Source organism: Pontibacter sp. HSC-14F20 (assembly GCF_019599265.1).
GTDB lineage: Bacteria > Bacteroidota > Bacteroidia > Cytophagales > Hymenobacteraceae > Pontibacter.
The window spans coordinates 140138-161504 of sequence record NZ_JAHZTC010000005.1; the positions used below are offsets into that span (position 1 = coordinate 140138).

At 45.8% G+C, this 21367-nt stretch carries 14 protein-coding genes; 7 read left to right on the forward strand and 7 right to left on the reverse strand.

Going from position 1 to position 21367, the window contains the following annotated elements; all coding sequences use genetic code 11:
- Genes K3G39_RS06820 through K3G39_RS06830 form a run of 3 tightly spaced genes read left to right on the forward strand, consistent with a single transcriptional unit; the run spans window position 1 to window position 5129 of the window.
- On the forward strand, window positions 1-591 hold the full coding sequence (locus tag K3G39_RS06820) for a DUF4194 domain-containing protein (RefSeq protein WP_220625431.1): 591 nt from the start codon (window positions 1-3) through the stop codon (window positions 589-591).
- Window positions 575-3982: an ATP-binding protein gene (locus K3G39_RS06825; protein WP_220625432.1), complete on the forward strand. Its 3408-nt coding sequence runs from the start codon at window positions 575-577 to the stop codon at window positions 3980-3982. Before K3G39_RS06820 ends, K3G39_RS06825 begins: the two co-directional genes overlap by 17 nt.
- Window positions 3983-3986: 4 nt before the next feature.
- Complete coding sequence (locus K3G39_RS06830) at window positions 3987-5129, forward strand: Wadjet anti-phage system protein JetD domain-containing protein (RefSeq protein ID WP_220625433.1); 1143 nt, start codon at window positions 3987-3989, stop codon at window positions 5127-5129.
- 195 nt (window positions 5130-5324) lie between these two features.
- On the opposite strand, the gene K3G39_RS06835 is transcribed toward K3G39_RS06830, so the two are convergent.
- Window positions 5325-6671: an McrC family protein gene (locus K3G39_RS06835; RefSeq protein ID WP_220625434.1), complete on the reverse strand. Its 1347-nt coding sequence runs from the start codon at window positions 6669-6671 to the stop codon at window positions 5325-5327.
- Window positions 6655-8460 carry an McrB family protein gene (locus K3G39_RS06840; RefSeq protein WP_220625435.1) on the reverse strand — a complete coding sequence of 602 codons (1806 nt, stop codon included), beginning with the start codon at window positions 8458-8460 and terminating at the stop codon, window positions 6655-6657. The genes K3G39_RS06835 and K3G39_RS06840 overlap by 17 nt, the downstream gene beginning before the upstream one ends.
- Window positions 8461-9266: 806 nt before the next feature.
- On the opposite strand from K3G39_RS06840, the gene K3G39_RS06845 reads away from it, so the two are divergent.
- On the forward strand, window positions 9267-9713 hold the full coding sequence (locus K3G39_RS06845; RefSeq protein ID WP_370627210.1) for a murein L,D-transpeptidase catalytic domain-containing protein: 447 nt from the start codon (window positions 9267-9269) through the stop codon (window positions 9711-9713).
- A 15-nt stretch (window positions 9714-9728) separates the two neighbouring features.
- Here K3G39_RS06845 and K3G39_RS06850 read toward each other — a convergent pair whose 3' ends face one another.
- The 5 genes from K3G39_RS06850 to K3G39_RS06870 all read right to left on the reverse strand — a co-directional run bounded on the left by K3G39_RS06850 (window position 9729) and on the right by K3G39_RS06870 (window position 13552).
- Complete coding sequence (locus tag K3G39_RS06850) at window positions 9729-10067, reverse strand: hypothetical protein (RefSeq protein WP_220625437.1); 339 nt, start codon at window positions 10065-10067, stop codon at window positions 9729-9731.
- Window positions 10068-10172: 105 nt separating this feature from the next.
- Window positions 10173-11126, reverse strand: coding sequence for a hypothetical protein (locus K3G39_RS06855; protein WP_220625438.1), 954 nt, complete (start codon window positions 11124-11126; stop codon window positions 10173-10175).
- A gap of 22 nt (window positions 11127-11148) precedes the next feature.
- Window positions 11149-12336 (reverse strand): hypothetical protein, encoded by a 1188-nt coding sequence (locus K3G39_RS06860; RefSeq protein WP_220625439.1) that lies wholly within the window; start codon window positions 12334-12336, stop codon window positions 11149-11151.
- A 9-nt stretch (window positions 12337-12345) separates the two neighbouring features.
- Window positions 12346-12981: a hypothetical protein gene (locus K3G39_RS06865; RefSeq protein ID WP_220625440.1), complete on the reverse strand. Its 636-nt coding sequence runs from the start codon at window positions 12979-12981 to the stop codon at window positions 12346-12348.
- Between the two features lie 88 nt (window positions 12982-13069).
- Window positions 13070-13552, reverse strand: coding sequence for a hypothetical protein (locus K3G39_RS06870; RefSeq protein ID WP_220625441.1), 483 nt, complete (start codon window positions 13550-13552; stop codon window positions 13070-13072).
- A gap of 193 nt (window positions 13553-13745) precedes the next feature.
- Here K3G39_RS06870 and K3G39_RS06875 point away from each other — a divergent pair, with 193 nt between their 5' ends.
- The 3 genes from K3G39_RS06875 (at window position 13746) to K3G39_RS06885 (ending at window position 21352) form a co-directional block, all read left to right on the forward strand.
- On the forward strand, window positions 13746-14789 hold the full coding sequence (locus K3G39_RS06875; RefSeq protein ID WP_220625442.1) for a YafY family protein: 1044 nt from the start codon (window positions 13746-13748) through the stop codon (window positions 14787-14789).
- Window positions 14790-15128: 339 nt separating this feature from the next.
- Complete coding sequence (locus K3G39_RS06880; protein WP_220625443.1) at window positions 15129-18440, forward strand: UvrD-helicase domain-containing protein; 3312 nt, start codon at window positions 15129-15131, stop codon at window positions 18438-18440.
- 47 nt (window positions 18441-18487) lie between these two features.
- Window positions 18488-21352, forward strand: coding sequence for a PD-(D/E)XK nuclease family protein (locus K3G39_RS06885; RefSeq protein WP_220625444.1), 2865 nt, complete (start codon window positions 18488-18490; stop codon window positions 21350-21352).
- The last annotated feature ends 15 nt before the right edge of the window (window positions 21353-21367 follow it).

A 21367-nucleotide genomic window follows, 5' to 3' on the forward strand; every position in this document is an offset into this window, starting at 1 on the left:
ATGCAACACACCAACCCCGCCGTGGCGCCCTACGCCAAAGTAGCCGCCAAGCTGCTACAAGGCCCCGTATTCGAAGATCAAGCGGATCTGTGGGAGGACCTGATCCGCTACCAAGTAGAGCTCACACGATATTTCGAGCAAATCGCACTAGAGCTCATCATCGATACCCGCGATGGCTACAGTTACTTAAAACAAATGGAGCTGGATGATAACGGCAGCACCATTGGCTTGGTCAGACGCATGCCCCTGAGCTATGAGCTGAGCCTCGTCTGCGTCCTCCTGCGCGAGTGGATCGAGGAGTTTGAGTTAGACGACTTGGATGCTGCGCGCCTGTACATCACCCCCAAGCAGTTTCGGGACAGAATGGACATGTTCTTTCAGGAGAGAACCAACGAGCTCAAGTTCATCAAAGAGCTGAACAGCCACCTAGAGGCCTGTGAGAAAATGGGCTTTCTGAAGCTCGTTTTCAAAGAGTCCCTAGACAAGGATGACTACCGTTACGAAGTACGGCGCATCCTAAAAGCCCGCATCACCAACGATGAATTGGCACATTTTAAAACACAATTAGAGGAAGATGTACAGTCTCTTTAGCAATAAGCCCAGCGAATCCGGTTACAGACTTCATAGATATGAGATTTGGAATTGGGGAACCTTTGACCGTGAAGTCTACACCCTGGAGCCAGGCGGAGAGAGCTCCTTGCTGATTGGTCCCAACGCTTCTGGCAAAACCACCTTGGTAGATGGTTTGCTGACGCTCTTGGTCCCTGAACGCCGAATGCGCTTCTACAATCAGACGGCTGGCGCGAAGGGAGAGCGCTCAGAAGAAAGTTATGTGCTGGGGGAGTACGGGGAAGCGGAGAATGCAGAAACCAAAGCAAGGGAGATTAAACGGCTGCGAAGCGACAAACAACAGGCCCAGTCCGTGCTTTTGGCCGTGTTTCAAAATGAAGCCAGCTTTGTCACGCTCGCGCAGGTGCGGTGGTTCGCCGGTGGTGAGCTCAAAAGAACTTTTATCCTGGCACATAAGGACCTCTCCATCGTGGACGACTTCTCTAGCCTGGACAGCAATGGAGAGTGGAAAAAGAGACTGAAGCAGGCCTATGCCAAGCAGAGCGCCAAAGCGCATATTCATTTGACAGACAGCCCGGGAGAGTACGGGCGTCTCATGCGCAAAACATTTGGGATGTTGTCAGAAAAGGCCCACACGCTCTTCAGTCAGACCATAGGGCTCAAGGTGCTCGGCAACCTGGATGAATTTGTGCGGATGCAGATGCTGGAGGAAAAGGATGCGGAGGGGGAATTCCAGAAAATCAAAGACTACTTTAAGACGCTCAACGACGCGCACCTGGCCATCGTGAAGGCCCACCGGCAAATCGAGCTATTGGCGCCTATTCGTGCTAAGCATGTGTTACTGTCCTCCTTAAAGGCAGATCAACTGCAGCAAGAAACGTATCAGTCCGCGCTCCCCCTCTGGTTTGCCCTGAAACAAAAGCAACTGGTGGGGGATTTCATCAAGCAAAAGCAGCAGGAACGTGCTGTCACGGAGGCTGCCATCCAGCAGCAAGAAGAGGCCGAGGCAGCACTATCCAATATAGAAAGGGAGCTGGATATCCAAATCCGCAACGATGAAGTGGGAAAACGAATCGCCGATCTGGAAAACCAAAACAGAAACCTCACAGCAGAAAAGAGAAACCGCGAGCACGAACTGCAGCGCTATAACGCCTTAGCGGAAGCGCTCGACTTACAGCAAAACCCGGACACGGTGGCACTGTTTGAGGACCAGCGTCAGGAAGCGGTGGAGAAAAGGGAGAAGCTCAACGAATTCCTTCAACACTGCAAACACCAGGAATTTGAAGCCCAAACGCGTAGCAATAGCCTCCAGTTGCAATTCAAGGGTGTTACCGATGAGCTAGAGCAGCTGCGATCACAGAAAAACAACATCACAGGACGCACGGCGGCAATCCGGAATGAACTTCTCCAACAGCTTGAGCTGACAGTGCATGAAATGCCTTTTTTCGGGGAACTTATCAAAGTAAAGGAAGAAGCAAAATCCTGGGAACCCGCTATTGAGCGGCTTTTACGTGATTTCGCTTTACAGATTGGCGTACCGGAGCCTTATTACGAGCAGGTAAATGCTTATGTCCAGCAACATAACCTCCAAGGGCGCATCACTTACCAAAAAATAAATAGCAAACAATCCGCCCCTCCCCTCTTTCAGCAAGCGGGGGAAAAAGAACTCATCCACAAACTTGCGTTTAAAGAAGGGAGCTATAGGGATTGGCTTACAAACGAAATCCAAACCAACTTTGGGTTTATCTGCACCGAGAACATGAGGGAATGGAGCCTTTGTGAGAAAGCAGTGACCAAAACAGGCCTGATCAAACAGGGTAATCGCCATGAAAAAGATGATCGCCCAGAAAGGCTGAGCCGCGAGCATTATGTGCTCGGCTGGGATAATAAGGAAAAGATTGCCCTCCTGCAAAGCCAGGCCGAATTGCTCCATACGCAGCTCACAGAAGTACAGCAGCAGATCACTCATTTTGAAAAGCGGCAACAGAAAGCGACAAACCATGTGGCCGATCTGAACCGTCTCATTGACATACAAGCATTTGAAAAAATTAACTGGTGGGATATAGCTGAAAAAATACAGGCCAATGCAGCATCCATCGCCGAACTAAAGCAGGCGAACGACAAAGTAAAGGCGCTGAAAGAACAGCAGCAGGTCGTGCTTGGTCAGCTGCAGGCGGTAAAACAACACTTGAAAGTTTTAAATAACAGGCTTCACACCCTATCCTTGGACCTGGAGGAGAAGCAGCGGAAGCTGCACGAGGCCGAAAACACCATTTCTCATTATCCTGGTACGGCCAATGCGGAGAACCTGTCCCGCTTCGAGCAGGCTTTTGTAAAAGATACAATAGTTGACCTGGCTACCCTGGCATCTCTTCAATATGAAGTAAGGGGGACGATACAAAAGCAGTTGGATAACTTGAAAAACGCCATCCGCAAAGAGGAAAGTGCAGCAGAAGGGCTGATGCGAAAGTTTAAAACACCGGATACGGCCATCGCAACAATGTTTCCTGATTGGCATGTGGACACGCACCGGTTATCGGAAAGCGTGGAGTTTATAGAGGACTACATTGCCCTGCTAACGCGTATCGAATCACAGGAACTGGTGAAGTACAAGCAGCAGTTCAAGAAATACCTAGACGAGGAAATGATCACCATGATGAGTGACCTTCAAGTTTGGCTCTACAAACAGGAAGATGAAATCAAGGAGAAAATAGATGTGCTGAACGGTTCCCTGCACCAGATCAACTTTAAAAACAATCCCCCTACCTTCATCAAATTACAGGCTGAGGAAGACTACTCGCCGCATGTCAGGGATTTCAAGCTGCGCTTAAAGACTTGGCAGCCGAACATGGCAGAATACCAGCGTACGCAGGATGATACCATCTTAGAAGAAAGCTTTAACAAGATCAAATCCCTGCTGGATGATTTGACAGCGAGCGAGAGTATCAGAAAAGAGGTGATGGATGTGCGCAACTGGTTTAAGTTTAAAGCCGTGGAGTACTACCGCGAAAATCCCACGGTGCCCTTCCGCAGCTACACGGGCACGGCCAAACTTTCGGGAGGGGAAGGCTCTCAGCTCACCTATACCATTCTGAGCTCTGCCATCGCCTATCAATTCGGGATTCACAGCGATGGCCTGAACCCAAACTCCTTCCGCTTTATCTGTGTGGATGAGGCCTTCAGCAAGCAGGACGATGAAAAAGCCCGATTCTTAATGGAGCTATGCAAGCAGCTGCATCTTCAGCTGATCGTCGTCTCGCCGGCCAAAGCAGAGGAAGTGGCCATCGTGGAGCCCTATATCGCCCGGGTGCACTTTGTGCAGCGCAAAAATAACCGGAATTCTGTTGTTTATGATATGCCTATCAAGCAACTGCAGGAGCACCGGCAGGTTTATTTTGAATCGCTGAACTAGCCATATGATAACGGTAGAAGAAATCAAACGCAAAGCAGACAAGCTGTACCCGGAGGTTCTCCGGTGTGCTGTATTGGGAGCCCCTCTTTTTCCGAAAGAGATCCGGGCAAATAAAAAGTTGTCGAGTGATTTTAGCGCCATGTCCCGCCAGCTGGCACCCTTGATCGCTGAATCGAAAGACAGAAAGGGATATGGCTATTCCATCTGTTACGAACAAGTCAAAACCCGCCTGCATGGGGTACAGGACAGACCAGCCTCCATTGTCTTTGATACGCTCGAAGACTATCTCCGGCTCACAGGAAAACAACGACAATACCTCGCTTTCCTGGAGGATGTAAGCCTTATCCTTCACAGGATTCCATCCCTAAAGGCGTGGGTCGTGCAGCATGTGCAACATGTGCTGGATCATCATGGTAAATGGCATGACCTGCTTGCTGTATGCGACTGGTTTTTGCAGGGGCATGCACCGGATCGCTATTACATCCGGGAGCTTCCGATTCCGGTTCACACCAAGTTCATTGAAGAGCATAAAGGGTTACTGCGCAAGCTGTTGGACGAGCTTGTCCCCCATATCGTAGATCCCGCAGCGACAGAATTTGAGAAACGGTTCAGGCTTAAGTTCGAGCAGCCCTGCATCCGGTTTCGCATCCTGGATGAACAGCTGTTCCTGGCCGGTCAGTTGGATGATGTCTCGCTTCCCAGAGACACCTTTGCCGCACTCGCCCTTCCGTGTGAGTATGTCTTTGTGGTTGAGAACCTGATGAACTTTCTGACCTTTCCCCAAGTCCTAGCCTCTATCGTGATCTGGGGGAAGGGGTTTGCCGTGGAGAGCTTAAAAGAGGCAGCGTGGCTATCTTCCAAAAACATCTGCTATTGGAGTGACCTGGATGTGCAGGGATTCCAGATGCTCTCGCAGCTCCGCTCCTGTTTTCCGCAAACCAAGTCCATGCTAATGGATAGTAAAGTCTTACAGGATTATAAAGAATATATAGTAAAAGGCACTGCCTCTAACTGTCTAAGCTTGCCTCACTTGACGGCAGAGGAAAGGGATGTTTTGGAGTTACTGTCAGCTGAGAACTTGAGATTGGAACAAGAGAGGATTCCGCAGCAGGTTGTTATAGATACTGCTTTGCAGTACATAGACTAAGATCAACCTCTCCTATACTGCTAGGTTTCAGAACCGATGCAGACTCACTTCAGATTCGGTTAGGATGGTGGGGACTACTTTTAATCGTGTAAGACAGCACCATCGAAATACTCCTTTCAATAAATTAACAAACAGTATAATTACTGTGTAAGTGCCCCTAAAATCGAGACAGTTTAAAAATCAAACTGTCTATATTTAATTCAGACAAATACCGTCTACTATCGCAAGTCTTTCTTTTTGACATGATTTAATAAGACTTGTCATAAACTCTTCATTTTCTTTCATTTTAAAACAAAAATCAATAAAATCATCTGTTTGCTGGGGAATAGAAAGAGTACAAATATTCACTTCGCCTTCAAATCCATTTAGTTGACCGATTTTAGTAATTTCTGCTTTAGGCTCATCATTATCTGAAGGACAAATAAACCCACCAATTTGAGCTTTTTTGACATACATATATGAAATTATTTGATTCATATCATCTCTGTCAATACTATCAGCATTTTTACCTGCCAATCTTTTATATTTTGCATCAAGAATAAAGTTTTCTTTCCAAAAGTCAGGATAACGTGGTCCTAATGAACTTTTAAAAAGATAGATTGCTCCTTTTGAGTTTTTATTTTGAGGATGTTCAAATCCACAACTTTTTAAGAAAGTATTGAGGTACTCCTCCCATAACCAAGCTCCATCAAACAATAACCCATATACTTTATCCTTTTCTTTTCCATACTTTAATCCTTCATATCTCAAGATCTGCATGCAAATCTTAATCAATGCTTTATATTCAAAAAAGTACGGATGAGAATAAGGCCTCAGGTTCTTGTTAATTATAGCTACTCTTTGCTTGTATTCATAATTAGGCGTGTTTTGTAAAATCTGATTCACACAACTTTGTGTTTTAGAATCAAGATTTAATATGCCTTGTGCGTATTTATGTTGCTTTATAAACTCAACTGTATGCCTTATCAATTGAGTAATCTTATTATCATAGCTATGTTCTCTTACACGATAAGCTACTTTCCCTGAAAAGGGAATATTTTTTCTGAGATGTCTATTTATATCTACTGTGCCTCGAACATTTGAGTCATTATAATTCTGCTTATGATACTCTTTGTATAAGCCTTGTCTTAAGGCTTTCTTCAAATAAAATGGAAAAAGGTATATTAAAAAATCAAATACTGACTCTTGGTTCATTCCATGTTTCAAGTCAAAAAGATTTATAGAAAAAACCTTTTGAAGCATGTAGTGCAAAAAGTAGTCGTTATCTTTTTTTGCAAATCTTGAGTGTATTGTAATTTCACTACTATTGACTCCGACAAACCCCATTATATTACCTGTGGTTAATGTAGTCTCATGTAGTGAAAAAATTAACTCTTTACCAATTTTATCACCGTATTGGCTTAAATCATTTGGGAAAACAAGTAGGTTAGGATTATCATCCGAAATCAAACTGCTAATTTTTTTATTTGCAATTAGTTTAAGATCGGGTAGTAAATTTGTTCCAACTTCAATTCCGCAGTTGTTATCAGTCGTTCTCAACATACTCAACGGGCTCAACTGTAGTATTGTAGGCAGACTTTAATTCTTTCAGCCGTATTTCATTATCAGGTAACCCTCTTAAATACTCGAACAAGATTCCTTCTAAGTGATTTTCCCAAAGCTGCCCAAAGTCCCCTTGGTAATTACTAAGGTGTAGAAAGTAGGCTGGACCTATATGAAATGCGGAACCTAAACCTTGAATCGATTCTATTTTAGAGTTTATTGATGACATTCTTTTCAATGATTCATCTTTCCAATCACCAATTCTATCATTCCACATTGAGATTCTATCTGTTGCTTTTATTTCTTTCCACGCAAAACGTCTACGCATAGCAAAATCAAAAGACTCAACGCTGCGGTCTATGTCATTCATTGTACCTATGACGTAAACATTTTCAGGTATATAGAATCCATCTTTGAAAATATCTCCATCATCTTGAAGGTTTGAATATTGAGTTTTAACTCTTCCCTTGATGCCTCGATAACCCGGGTCTAAAGAGAAAAACAATTCGCCAAATACCTTAGAAATTTCAGCACGATTAATTTCATCAATGATTATAACATAGTTCTTTCTTTCTACCATTTCTACATCTGATGCAACAGTATGATTTTCTTTAAGGAAGCTATCAAATGCTTTAAGAAAAGCAAAAAAGTAGGTGTGATGATATGACACCAATAGCTTCTCAGAAACTTCTTTGTAGGTCCAAATTATATCATTATGTTGCATGTATCTCTCATATTTCAACAATATATTACTTAATGGGGTCACTAAGTTATTACCACTAACAGATCTTGTAGTAAAACTATTAGCACTAATTTCTATCATTTGGGCACATTCTTTACCTCCGATTCCATATAATTTAAAATGCCCATTTATAGCTATTTCATTTTCAAGATTTTCAATAAAAAGAGCTAAATTATCAGATAACGATTTTTGCTTTTGAAGTTCTTCTAGTGGTTTATTACTGTCTTCAAGATTCTTTGCTGCTTTTTTACAAAAGCTTTTAAACACTCCATCTTTTAATTCAAAACCCAGATCAGATCCATCTCTTTTAAAAGGCCGAAGCCCTTCAACAAAATCTGTATAATCATATGAGGGATGGAATTGAACAAATTCGATTTCAGCATCCATTGCTTTTGCAATTTCCTTTGCTAAAAATGTTTTCCCTGTTCCAGGTGCCCCTGTTAAAATTAGGTTTTTGTTCTTTTGTAGAAGAGAGATATATGATTCTATTCTTTTCTTATCCATATTTTTCTTTTGTCTATTGATGTAATTAGTCATCCTTTTATTGAAGTTGTCAAAGAAGCCTTTAAGAGCTTCCGTAACATTTTCTTTACTATCAAATAGGCCAAGTGAATCTATGCTTCTTTCAGCATCTAAATCCTTCCTTTGGGGATCGTCTAACCAATATTGATATTCTTCTTGTGAAAGACTTTCAATACTTGTCTTGCTACTATTCCATTTAGCAATTACATTTATCCCGGTTCCTTCCCAGTTTAAGTAACATTTTGTAGAAACATAACTGCCAAAATTCGGCTGTATATTTATATATATTTTACCATTCGGGTATGTATCCCAATCCTTTATTTGATTTTGGATATTTGCACCCTTGTATCCTTGGCCCGTACTTTTGAAAATATTTTCATCTAATAAAGGTTTTATATACTCCTCTACCCTCTTATTATTAACATCTTCACTATGTACCCACTCTAAATGCGCAACAAAATATTCCAATAGTTTCTTGAATCTTTTGTAATTAACAATATATTGCTCTTCGCTTTTATCTAACATTGTATTTATTTTAATCTAAGTAATTATTAAAACTGACTATCTACCCATTGCCCAATTAAATATCACTTTGAATATATTTTCTTGTCTTCGGTAAATCTAGTACATAAGATCTCTTTCAGTTCCTGTCACCTTAAACAGATGCAGCTCTTTGAACAACTTTTGGAAAACTTGTTTTTACTTATTAAGTAATTGTGACGAGATATTGTATTTATATCCAAAGGTTTTACAAATTAATTAATAGTTGGATCGGGATAGAATTCAATTAGAGTATCTAGCCACTTTTCACAAGATGGATTCATTTTGAAGAACTTCCTTCAACTTGAGCATGAATATCTCATTGGCAAGTAAAGCGTTACAAATTTAATCTTAAAGGTGACTATCAACCTTCACGCTTTGTGTTATAACCTCCAGAATATATTCTTTAGCTAATATAGGTAATTGTAAAAGATTACCAAGCGGGACTTGTAGTTATATTTAAGTAAAGGATTGTTTATGTATTTTTAGGTACACATGCAATTCCCTTTTTGTGATGAGACTTCTATGTAATGTAGTTCGTGAGCGTAACAGAATCGATGAAGTTGATAAAATCTGCATCGTATATGAATCCTACATTTTTACCTTATATCTCCCCCTTCCATCACTAAGCATTATTGCTTATAGCATTTATTATCAGCTGCGGCAGATTATCAACTGAAGAAGAAGCAGAAGATGTAACACCTCAATTGGACTATATCAAAATCGCGAGAACGGCGCAGGCGGCCATTACCTTCTGAGCCTCCCGCAATCTCAATACCGATTTCTGTATCATTATTGACCTGAGCATGCACTCCGGGCTGAAGCGCTTTTTTATCTGGGACTTCAACCAGGGCGGCATCACCGATAGTTTTTTGGTAAGCCACGGTTCTTGCGACAACCCCTGGTCCGGCGACTACTCAAAAGAGCAGGCCATGTTTAGCAACGTGAACAACAGCCATTGCTCGTCGGTTGGTAAGTACATCTTAGGCGAGCACGGCCCCAGCCAGTGGGGCATTAAGGTAAAATATCTCATGCATGGACAAGACCAGACCAACAACAACTTTACAAAGCGCGATATCATTTTTCATTCGTGGGAGCGGGTGAGCGATGAAGAAGTACATCCCAACGGCACACCTGAAGGCTGGGGCTGCCCCGTCGTGTCGAATGCTACCATGCGTATTGTAGACCAGAAGCTGCAACAGGCAGGAAAGCGCACCCTCATGTGGATTATACAGTAGGTATAACTCCTAAGTTTAGCTATACGCCTCGTCATCTTCCTGCAACCCGTACATTACACGCCATATTTCATAATAGGCGTGCTCCTTGTCACGCTGCGTGGGCGTAGCTGCAATCTTGCTTTTAAAATTGCTGTAATCGATAGACTCGCCTAGTTTTTCAAATAAAGCGGGTATAGCCTGCGCGCTTACCACTACCCTATACCTGTAGTCGGCTGCGGGCCATTGCTGCAGCGGCTCTTCTATTCCTGTCTCCGCAATTAGTGTTTCCAGGTCGCGCTTTACACGCGCCCGCACATGGTGGCCGTCTTCTTTTTTTACAATAGAGAAGAAACCGTACTTTGATGCAATCCACATAATTTTATCCTTTTGAGTTGAACTGATAATACTTCTTGCGCTATACCCTAGCGCTTTGGCTTCGTTATCTTAATTCTGATTTTCATATTGGTTTTAGCTTAGTTTTTATTTTCCTCTCCCCGAAAGCTCGTTAGCCGCTATAATCTCATAGAGCTGGCGCAGCAACAGGGCAAAATCAGCCAAGCCAGATGGCCCCAGCTGGGCTTCGGGGTCAGTAATTTCGTGGGTAAACAATCCCTCCAGCCCCTTTCCGCTCACCGAGGTATAGCTTTTGAGCTTCGTAAAACCCGCTTTCTCCAGCAGAGGCTCCATGGCTTTCAGACAGCCGATCAGCTTATCGTTCAGTGCGGCGGCCGCGCCTTTGTATTTCGACCGGGGCGGATAATACAGGTGCTTTACCGACACGGCCAGCTCCACCACCAATTGTATGGTGCCATTGTGCTGCGGCTCCACCCTAAACGTAACAGGTGCCTGCTGTGGCTCCTCCCCTGACTCATACGCCGCATGCCCTATACCTGCACTTGGCTCAGGCACACAGTACAGGGCAGGTATACCTGTCAGGTCCTGCGTGGCGTCGCGCAGCTCCGAGCGCAGCATGCCGTAGTAGTTGCTTTTGCGAGTGCCCGGGACTTGGCTCTGCTGGAGCTCCTGCACCACCAGCCATAGCGGAGCCCCGACAGGCAGTTGCTCCACATCTTTAAACTGCCGCATGTAGCGGCGCAGAATATCAGCCAGCTGGCTACGGCTGATGCCTGGCATCGGGTCGCGGTCCATAAAGCCCGTTTCTTCCAGCAACTCCTCCAACCACGTTTTCGGCGCTTCCTCAAATAAATCCCGTATGCCAAGATCCTGCATGCGGATGAAGCGCAGCAGCTCGTAAGTTAGGTATAGCTTGGCGGCGTTGTTCAGGGGTACTTCGCGCCAAAACTCCAGGTATGGACCGAGCGGAAATGACGGCACAAAGTCTGCGCTGCCTTCTTGCCGAAAACAGAAAATGCGACTGTGGTAATAAGGTGAATGCGCCAGCACCGCATCGGTATGAGCTAGCAGTAAGTCCAAGTTATTCTTCAGTAATGCTAGATTATGCATGCAGGTCGTTTTTTGTTACGTCAATAATGCGGCGGGTATGCTCAAAGCCGATCTCTCCCTCACCGTCTACTACCACACGTCCGTCAGGCAGCTGGAACAGCTTATGTACTTTGTACAGACCTGGCACGGTGCGCAGGCACGTAGGATCTTTGGTTATTTGGCTGAGTCTATACCTGATGCCTGTCCGGAAGTGGCGGAAGAAGTCATCCGGGTCTTCTAGGTTGCTGGAACTAGCTCTGTACTGTGCAAGAAAATCAGGCAAGTAAAACACAGCCAGCCCACGGTGCCCCAGCGCGACAAGCAGGTAATTATCTGCCACGGCAAAGTCATGAATTTCAACATGCCTACGAGCCTTCTCTAATTCCTCTTTAAGAGTTGTAAATGCTTCAGAATTACCAAGCTCAGGGCTACGGAATGTTTGTAAGCTGGCCGTCAGGCATACCTCATACGTAGGCAAATTAAACACCGACACATAGGCTTGGCTCCCTCCTCGGCCCACGCTACTTGACAGCAGCGCCAGCCAATTGCCGTTGATGCTGCCACGATGAATATGCTCGTAGGTGCCATTATTGGGCAGCTCGATCGTCTTGGTGGACACAGGCTTCAGCGGATTGCTCACATCGTACTCGAACAGGTACTTTGGGTACATGATGTTATCCACCAGCACCAGCTTGTCGTTATACACCAGCACATCGTCTATGCTTTTGCCCACCTGCATTTCCACGGGCAGGGGGAGCGGATTCCAGGTGGGGTTCTCCAGGCGCAGATCCATGAACCCAGCCATTTCGCCCATCACGCGGTTGTCCTTTTTGGCGCTGCGCTTATGCCCGCCCAGATATACCACCTCACCTTTCAGTGCCAGGGTCTGGTTAAGCGCCAGTTGGGGCAGCGGAACGTCTGGGAAAACATTTACGGTACCATCGTGCTCCACAAAGGCACGAAACAGGTAGGGAGCGTGCTCCTCTTTCTCCTCAAGCAAGTGGGTGTCATACTTTAGGGAATCCTTCACAATCGCCACAATCCAGCGGTTGCCACCTAGGGCATGGCGGTGCTTGAAATCAATGGGCAGTGTTTCCAGCCAGGTCAGGTTATCGCCTTGCACACGGTATAGCGCGGCTCTACCGCCCGCTGGCAGCAGTACGAGTTCAGTCAGGGGTATCTTCGTTGTATCGTTGTTCATGTTTTGCGTTTAGTCGTTTTCCTCCACCAGTTCTTGCATCATCAGTAAGTCCGAGGCCCCCTCCTTATCGTACAGGCGATAGCCCCAGCTCACCTCGTTGTGCGGCGTGAGGCGCCCGAGCAGTACGATGTACTCGCCTTGCAGCTCCTCTTGGGCAAACAGGGTTTCTTCGATGTAGCGCAGGCATTTGCTCATTTTATCGAGGTCGTAGGCAGGCAGCACAAGCACCTTGAGCTTCCCCTGCGCTTTTATCAGGCGCGGCAGTTTTGTCTTAACCTCTTGCAGGCTGTAGAAACTCTGTAAGTGGAAGATATCCTCCTCCATCAGCGCTTGCCGCACCACAGTACCGTCTTCCTCGGGCTCGTCGGTGGAGGGCTCCAGGGCATAGCCGGTCAGGTCGAAGTCGGAGAACTGGTCAGTGGCTGCTACATCGAGCATTTGAAGCAGGCAGTACTCCAGCAGCGACTGCCCTACGGTTTCGTAATTGTTCCGGAAAAGATAGTAGTGCATCCAGTCGGAGCCCTTGTTGCCGTGGTGGCTCAGGGCACTCTGCACAATGCCATGCATATGTGCCAAGTAGTTAAGGTGGCGCCACATGTCCATAAAGTCGGCCGCGGTGGGGATGTAAGTTGTCTGCTTTTCCATGTTCCTTGGGTGTGTGGTGAATTGATGTTACAAAGGAACGGATAGGCAGTGCAGTCTTTCTGCATCCACAGAAAATTGTGAAAATATTTTATTTGGGGGTCTTTAATTCTTGCTTCAACCGCTTTATTTCCTCCACAGAAACCTCTTGCATCAGAAAGCCTGCATATGTGCTTTTCTCGTACGTACCCTCACCCTCCATGTGCCACTTCCCCCCTTTTAGTACCAGATCATAGACACCACTATGCTGCAACTCATCTAGGTATAACTCAGCAATTATGTTCACATCGGCATCATATATCTTGAATTTGTATTGAGCAGAATAGTTAGAGTGCCTGCGTTTGTCTATCCATTCATTGTCTTTCTGCAACCTACTACCAAGTATAGTGCGTGGCTCATGGTGCTGCACTACTTTTCGCTTGCCGCTTCTATAGATGGTGGTTTTGTACGTGACACTTTCGATGTAGCCCTCTGAGTATGCAGCTTGCATAAAAGGGTAAGGGAATGGTGTACTGTCTTCTACCTCCACATAATAGGGGCTTTGAGGCTCATACTTGTCTACTTCAAATCGCATAGTTCTTCTCTTACAGGACCTTAATTAACTTATATGGAGCAAACATACTCACCGAAAGTGCAGCCTTTCTGCACTCCTAAAAATCTCCCAAAATAAAGCCTCGGGGCTTATAACTGGCAAGAATAAAGTTCTAACAAACATATTTTTAACACAGGTTGTATCAATAGCAATTTCTCTATATATTCGGAACGCTATGGCCAACAAAAACAAACTGGTTCGCCTGCAGGCCTTAGATGCCTGCCTGCGCAATAAATACCGCCGTTATACCCTGGATGATCTAGTTGAGGCTTGCTCTAAAGCGCTGTACGAGTACGAGGGGGTGCAGAAAGGCATTAGCAAGCGCAGCGTGCAAGAGGATATAAAAGACATGCGCAGCGGCAAGTTTGGCTACATAGCGCCTATCGTGTGCGAAGACGGTATATATTATTATAGCGACCCCAGCTTCACGATTAGCAACAGTCCGCTGACCGACGACGATTACAAAGCCATACAGAACGCCCTAGCTGTGCTGGAACAATTCAGCGAACTGGGGCAGTTAGAAGCCTTGCGCCAGGTTGAAGCCAAGCTGCAGCAGAGTTTGTCGGTAGGCACTCCGGATGCCCAGCATACCTATATCGAGTTTGAGAAAACCGAGTACCCAGCTGCTGAGAAATGGCTGGGCCGTCTGCTGCCCTACGTGAAATCGCGCCAGGGCCTGACCCTTATCTACCAGCCCTTCAGCCACGAAGCGCCCAATACCTACGAAACCACTGCCCTGCTGCTAAAGGAATTTAACGGACGCTGGTTTCTGGTGGGCTACAACCACAAGTATAGCAACCTGCAAAACTTCGCTCTGGACCGACTGCACGATGTCCAAATTAACAATACACTGCCTATACCTGTGGATTCAGACGAGCTGCTGCACCAGCTCAAGCACCTCATTGGCGTGAGCATGCCCGCGACAGGTATAGAGCAGGTGGTTTTCCGCATCTCCCCTTTCCGCCGCAAGTACATCGAAACCAAACCCCTGCACAGATCGCAGCAACTGCTCGACGACGCCAGCCATACCTTTTCGCTACAAGTAGGTGTGAATGTGGAGTTGAAAGCGAAGCTACTCAGCTTTGGGGCAGAGTTGGAGGTGCTGGAGCCTGGGCACTTGAGGGAGAGTATGCGGGAGGAGTTTGAGGAGGCTTTGGCTGCTTATAATGAAGTAATACCACTTCCTGAAGACCATAGCGCCCTGCATGAACGCTACTAAAACATTGGAGTATCATTTCGCCCTTGCCTGTCAAAACTGGATAGCATTATTCAGTAGTTGACACTCCATCACCTTATAAGCGGACAGGTACAGTTTTGATAAAAAATAAACAATTAGCCTTAAAACAGTTCCTTTTAAACATTTGATCTACTACTAAGAGCACCTTTTAAGTACTCACCATGAATAGGCACAGTTCTCGACAATGGATAATTACAAGCTTGTAAACAACGAATACACTACTAGCTACTTCATACCTTAGTCCGATAAAATAGAAAATAGTGTGCTAGGTGCACAAGCTACTGCGCTTATACTTGTTCAACCATTTCTTAAATATTCTACATGAGCTTAACCATACTCCGTGCCTCGGCTGGCAGTGGCAAAACATACGCCCTGACCATGAATTACCTTCACCTGCTTCTGAGCCAGGATAATCCTGCTTATTTCCGGAGCATACTGGCCGTGACCTTTACAAACAAGGCCACTCAGGAAATGAAAGCCCGTATTTTGAAGGAGCTGGAAAAAATTGCCTCCGGAGAAACAGATAAGGGAATGGGTAAGGCGCTACTAGAAGCCATTGGTATTGAAGCTGAGGAATTGCAAAAGAGAGCAGATAATGCCTTGGTTAGCATACTGCATAATTATAGCCACTTCAGTGTGAGCACCATCGACAGCTTCTTTCAAAAAGTGGTTCGCTCTTTTGCACGCGAAGCAGAGTTGCCGGCTGGTTATAAGATAGAGCTCAATACAGCCAAGGTCCTAGAGGATTTAACTGATCAACTTATGGACAAGGCGGCTACTGATACCTTTCTGAAGGACTGGCTCATCAGGTTCTCCAGTGAACAACTTAATCAGGGTAAGTCTTGGGATATCCGTAAAAACCTGCACAAACTGATAGGAGAAGTTGTCAAAGAAGGTTTTACAGAGCAGAGCGAGGGATTAAAGGCACTCAATCAAGACCCAACAGTTGCCCAGGCATTCTTAAACAACCTTTGCAAAATCAGGTGGGATTTTGAGGGTGAGATGAGAAGAATTGGTGAAGATGCGCTGGAGGCGATTGAAAATGCCGGGCTTTCCATAACTGACTTTAGCTATGGCAAGGCTGGTGTAGCAAATTACTTTAATAAGATAATTGCGGGAAATGATTATGCACCCGGTAAACGGGTATTGGATGTGTTAGCCAAAGAACAGAACTGGTATTCTAACAAACAGGATAAAGCGATTAAAGCGCTAATCGATGGACTGGCAGCACAATGCCTGGACGAATGTTTGGAACAAGCTGTAATGCTGTTTACTACCGCTAATGAAGAATACAGCTCAGCCTGTACCGTACTCGAGCATTTCACGACCTGTGCCCTGCTGGGTGAGTACTTGAAATTGCTTAAAGATTACCGGACCGATAACAATGTATTGCTCATTTCAGACGTAGCCGAACTGCTCAATAAGATTATTGGCGAAGATGACGCGCCCTTTGTGTATGAAAAAACAGGCAGTCGGTATAATCACTTCTTGATTGATGAGTTCCAGGACACAAGCCGCATGCACTGGAACAACTTTCTCCCTTTGCTGGATAACAGCATCGCTTCCGGCAACAAGAACCTGATAGTTGGCGACCCCAAACAAAGCATTTACCGCTGGCGTGGTGGCGACCTGCGCCTCATGCTGCAGGATGTTAGCAAACAGTTACCAGGTGCATTTCAGGAGCAACTTCAGCATAACTGGCGCAGCTGCGAAGAAGTCATTAACTTTAACAACTGTCTGTTTAAGCATGCTGCAGAAGTAGTGGCCGAACAAGCTGAAGAAGCCGCAAGAGGCAAGCAGTTTCCTGAGAAGCGGTCAGTCATTATTCAGGACCTGCTGAATAACATAGAAGCTGTTTATGAAGAGAGTGCGCAACTTTTCCCAGCTGATAAAATTTCGCCTGACTGTAAGAGCGGTTTTGTGCAGGTACAAATGGTGCTGGACCAGAGCAGAGGCAGAGATTCCCTTGAACTTTCCTTTAAAGATCAGGCGAAAGCATTACTGCTGAAAAACATTCAGAAAACCTGTAACGCAGGATATACCCTGCAAGATATAGCGCTCCTTGTGCGTAGTAACGGTGAAGCAAGAGAATTAGCGGCTTACCTATCAGTACACGGGCTGGATGTTTTGAGCGAGGAAGCACTCCGACTGAATGCAGCGCAATCGGTACAGCTGCTGGTAAACCTGCTGCATTTGCTGCACAATATCAAAAACAAACCAGCCATTGTAGCCTCAGTAAAGCTATATGCCGCTATTAGAAAGACGGCAGGCCCTGATACTGCCACACTGCAAAGAGTAGCTACTGCAGATATCAAAGAGCTGGAAGACCTCTTGCCCGGTGAATTTACAAAAAATCATATCAGCCTGAGCCGTATGGCGCTTTATGACCTGTGTAGCCGCCTGACACGCCTGTTCGGGCTCGACAGGCTGCGGGACGAAGAGCATTATTTGGAGGCCTTTATGAACGAAGTGCACCGGTATAGCCATGAAGAAAATGGTGACCTTGGCGGCTTCCTGAACTGGTGGCAAGACGAAGGTGCCAGACAAAGCTTGAAACGGGATCAGGCACCGAACGCTATTCGTATCTTAACCGTCCACAAAAGCAAGGGGCTGCAATACCCGGTTGTCATGATACCTTATTGTAACTGGAAGCTTGATGTTGATACACAGGGAAAGACGAATATCATCTGGGCAGACTGTAAGCCTGAAGGCGTTCCATCCATACATAGCCAGCTTTTTAATGGTTTGCCTCTCGCTGGGGTACCCATTACTTATAAGAGCGAACTGGCTTCCACATACTTTAGTTTTGAGCATCTGCAGGAAAAGCTACAAGCCTATCTTGACAACCTGAACCTGTTGTATGTAGCGCTAACCCGTGCAGAAGATGTCTTACTCATTACCGCTCAGGACCTCAAGGACAACAGTGAAAGTCGCCATGTGGGTTGGGTGATGAAAGAGTGCCTTGCTGCCATGCATGCACCAGTAGAAGAAAAGAGCTGCTCTATCGGAGAAAAGGAGTTTCCCTATACACAGGCTGTGTTTGGCAAACTTATGCAGCACACAAAACAGTCAACAACTGGCACCCAGGCAGAAACCCCTTACCATACGCCACTAGAGCATTGGGACCATATTCTGCGTCTGCGCCGCCACGCAAAGCCTGTTTACATTGAAGCGAACGAGCACATTGCGCAAAGTATAGATTATGGAACCCTGGTACATGATGTACTGGCTAAAGTAACCTACCTGGACTCCCTGCCGACCGTGCTGAAAAGTATGCAGTTGAAGTCGGAGATCACACAAAAGGATGCGGAAATCCTGCAAGCAAAAATGGAAGCGCTCTTGCAGCACCCTCAGGTAACTTCCTGGTTTAGTATTGATTGGCAGGTGCTAAACGAGCAGCCTATATTAGGAGTGAAGGGCGAAATACACCGGCCAGACAGGGTGCTACTGAAAGGGAAGCAAGCAATCGTGATAGACTATAAAACTGGAAACCGCAGCAAGTCGCACCATACACAGCTAAAGCGCTACATGAGCCAGCTAGCGCAAATGGGCTGTGAAACCGAAGGCTACCTACTCTATATCGAAGAAGAAAATCCTGTGGAAAGCGTGGCAAGGGAAGCCATACCTGCATAGCCTGTTTTTTCTCTTTATCATTCTTTATCACCTAACGACTTCACCTTATGAACATAGATTTTCTACAAACAATAGCCAACACCCTATTCAAAGACTATCAGGGACGTTTTGAACAAATACAGGTAGTGTTTCCAAACCGCAGGGCAGGTCAGTTTCTACTAAAGCACCTGGCCGATTTGAGCCAAACGCCAACTTGGGCGCCGCAGGTATTGAGCATGGGGGAATACTTGGAACAATTCTCTGATTTAAAGCGGGCTGACAACCTCCTGCTCTGTTTTAAGCTATACCCGATTTATAAAGAGTTGATGCCAGGGGATGAGACTTTTGACCAGTTTTATGCCTGGGCAGAAATCATCCTGAAAGATTTTAACAACCTAGACCAAGCCTGCGCTGATGCTGACAAAGTGTTTTACCACTTAAAAGACATAAAAGCGCTGGAAAGCGATGACCTGCTAAGTGAAGAGCAAAAAGACACGCTTCAGGCCTTTTACGGCAGTTTCGGGGAACAAAAAGCGTTATCGGGACATAAAGAAAGGTTTCTGGCTTTCTGGGAGGTTCTGCCTCAGTTGTACAAAGCATTCAGAGAAAAACTGATACAGGAAAACATTGGGTATAGCGGTCTCATTGCCAGAAGCGTGGCAGAAGAAAAACGATACCTGGATGCACCAGAAGGTAAAACCGTTCTGTTCTGTGGGTTTAATGATCTCACCAAAGTGGAAGAGACTGTTATCAAGCAACTGCTACAAAAAGGCACTGCCCGAATTTTTTGGGATGTGGATGCGCATATACTTAAACCAGAGCAGGAAGCAGGCCTATTCATGCGCCGCTGGCGGAAAGACGATGTCTTAGGGCCAACTTTCCCTGCACAAGTCCCTGATCTTTTAGCTAAAAAGTTACAGGAAACCATACAGCTCACAGAACTGCCGCTGGACCATGTGCAGGCACGCGAGGCAGGCCGACAGTTGCAGCAGCAGTTAGCAGAAAATGGTGTGCCCACTGATCAGGAGCTGACGCGTACTGCGGTTGTACTACCAGATGAAAGTCAGTTGTTCCCCTTTCTGTACCAGTTACCATCAGAACTGGAGCATTCTACAGTAAATGTAACTATGGGTGTGCCCCTGCGGGTAACGCCTGTTTACAGTTTATTAGATGCTTTGCTAGAGCTCCAGAAAACCTGCACACCTGACCCAATGCTGTTTCATTACAAGCCGGTTACCAGCCTGCTCCGACACCCTTATGTACGAGGTCTCAATCCGACACTTACTTACAAAGTACTTCGGGACATTGAGAGGCACAGTAAAATTCACATTAGCGAAACTGAGCTGCAGGAAGACAAAGGCCTAGCCATCATCTTTCAGTGTGCCGCTTCAGGGGCAGGCTTAGGGAACTACTTATTGAAGGTAATGGAGCTAGTTAATAAGCAGCTCCGCGATCAGCAGACAAGCCAGCAAACGCTGGAAGAAGAGTATATTTCCCGTACTCGCACGCAACTGGAGAATATGCTAAAAACTGCAGAAGAGGCAGACATTCAGCTGAGCACCGATTTGCTGGATAAGCTGATTCGCCACCTGCTGCAACAGCTAACCATTCCGTTTACAGGCGAGCCTTTGCAGGGCCTGCAGGTAATGGGTATGCTGGAAACCCGCTGCCTCGATTTTGACAACCTGTACATCCTTAGCCTGAACGAAGGAGTATTGCCGGCTGCCTCTGATGAACCGTCCCTTATTCCATACTTCATCCGCAGCGCATATGGGCTACCTACTACCGACGAGCATGATGCTGTTTATGCCTATCACTTTTACAGGCTGTTGCAACGTGCTAAAAAGGTACACTTGTTTTACAGTAACTACCGCAGTGGTGGTAAACAAGGCGAACTCAGCCGCTTTGTAAGGCAGCTCCTGTACGAGCTATGGCCTGATGTGAAACCGCACCAGCAGCACCTAAATGCCAGGCTGGGCACAACTGCTGCACTTGACTTAAAGAAAGAAACGCTACAAGCAGCTTTGTTAAAGTATACCGATAACGGAGAGCCTGCCAAGGCCCTCTCCCCTAGTGCGCTGAACACTTGGTTGCATTGCCGTACCCAATTCGCTTTCCGCTACTTGGTCGGTATTAAAGAGCCTGATGAAGTACAGGAAGATGTGGATAGTTCAATCTTCGGTCTGCTCATGCACCAGGTACTTCAAAACTTCTATGAAGAATATGGAGAAGGCGCCGAGGTAACCAAAGAGAGTATAGAACAGAAACTCACCGAGCTGCCACTCCTGCAAAGGGTTATAGTGGCTTATCAGCAAAAGTCTGGTGTCGTACCCTTCCTGGGCCGCAATAGTATGCCCCTGCATATGGTAGCTGAGATGGTAAACCAAGTCTTGGAAGTGGATAAAGCCTATGCTCCCTTCTCTATCGTAGGGCTCGAAAAAACGTTTAATATGGCCATACAGGTTCCTTATGGCAATGGGACCAAAACCATGCGCCTAAAAGGCCACGTCGACCGGATTGACGAGAAAAACGGAGAAATAAGAGTATTGGATTACAAGACTGGTAAAGACACCCGCGCCTTTACAACCATACCTGAGCTTTTCGACCGCGAAACAAAAGACAGAAACAAAGCTGCCATGCAGGTATTAATCTACTCGCTGCTCTATACCCAGCATAACAAAGAAGCACTTGATGGTAAAAGTGTGGTTCCTGCGCTGTATAATAGCAAAGAGCTATACAGCAAAGGTTTTGATGCTATCTTAAAAGCTGGTGACGAAAAGCTAGTTGCGCTAAATACTGTACAATCTGAAGAAGTGGGGCAACAGCTCAGCAATTTATTAGAAGAAGTACTGTCTTTAGATGGTGTGCTGGATCAGCGGGAGGATGCTAAAGGCTGTGAGTATTGTGGGTACGCGGGGATTTGTGGGCGGTAACAGAGAAACTATTAA

Coding starts and splice junctions, on each gene's coding strand:
- K3G39_RS06875 (WP_220625442.1), top strand. CDS start 13,746: ATGGCCAACAAAAACAAACTGGTTCGCCTGCAGGCCTTAGATGCCTGC.
- K3G39_RS06870 (WP_220625441.1), bottom strand. CDS start 13,552: ATGCGATTTGAAGTAGACAAGTATGAGCCTCAAAGCCCCTATTATGTG.
- K3G39_RS06885 (WP_220625444.1), top strand. CDS start 18,488: ATGAACATAGATTTTCTACAAACAATAGCCAACACCCTATTCAAAGAC.
- K3G39_RS06865 (WP_220625440.1), bottom strand. CDS start 12,981: ATGGAAAAGCAGACAACTTACATCCCCACCGCGGCCGACTTTATGGAC.
- K3G39_RS06825 (WP_220625432.1), top strand. CDS start 575: ATGTACAGTCTCTTTAGCAATAAGCCCAGCGAATCCGGTTACAGACTT.
- K3G39_RS06820 (WP_220625431.1), top strand. CDS start 1: ATGCAACACACCAACCCCGCCGTGGCGCCCTACGCCAAAGTAGCCGCC.
- K3G39_RS06840 (WP_220625435.1), bottom strand. CDS start 8,460: ATGTTAGATAAAAGCGAAGAGCAATATATTGTTAATTACAAAAGATTC.
- K3G39_RS06830 (WP_220625433.1), top strand. CDS start 3,987: ATGATAACGGTAGAAGAAATCAAACGCAAAGCAGACAAGCTGTACCCG.
- K3G39_RS06835 (WP_220625434.1), bottom strand. CDS start 6,671: ATGTTGAGAACGACTGATAACAACTGCGGAATTGAAGTTGGAACAAAT.
- K3G39_RS06850 (WP_220625437.1), bottom strand. CDS start 10,067: ATGTGGATTGCATCAAAGTACGGTTTCTTCTCTATTGTAAAAAAAGAA.
- K3G39_RS06880 (WP_220625443.1), top strand. CDS start 15,129: ATGAGCTTAACCATACTCCGTGCCTCGGCTGGCAGTGGCAAAACATAC.
- K3G39_RS06860 (WP_220625439.1), bottom strand. CDS start 12,336: ATGAACAACGATACAACGAAGATACCCCTGACTGAACTCGTACTGCTG.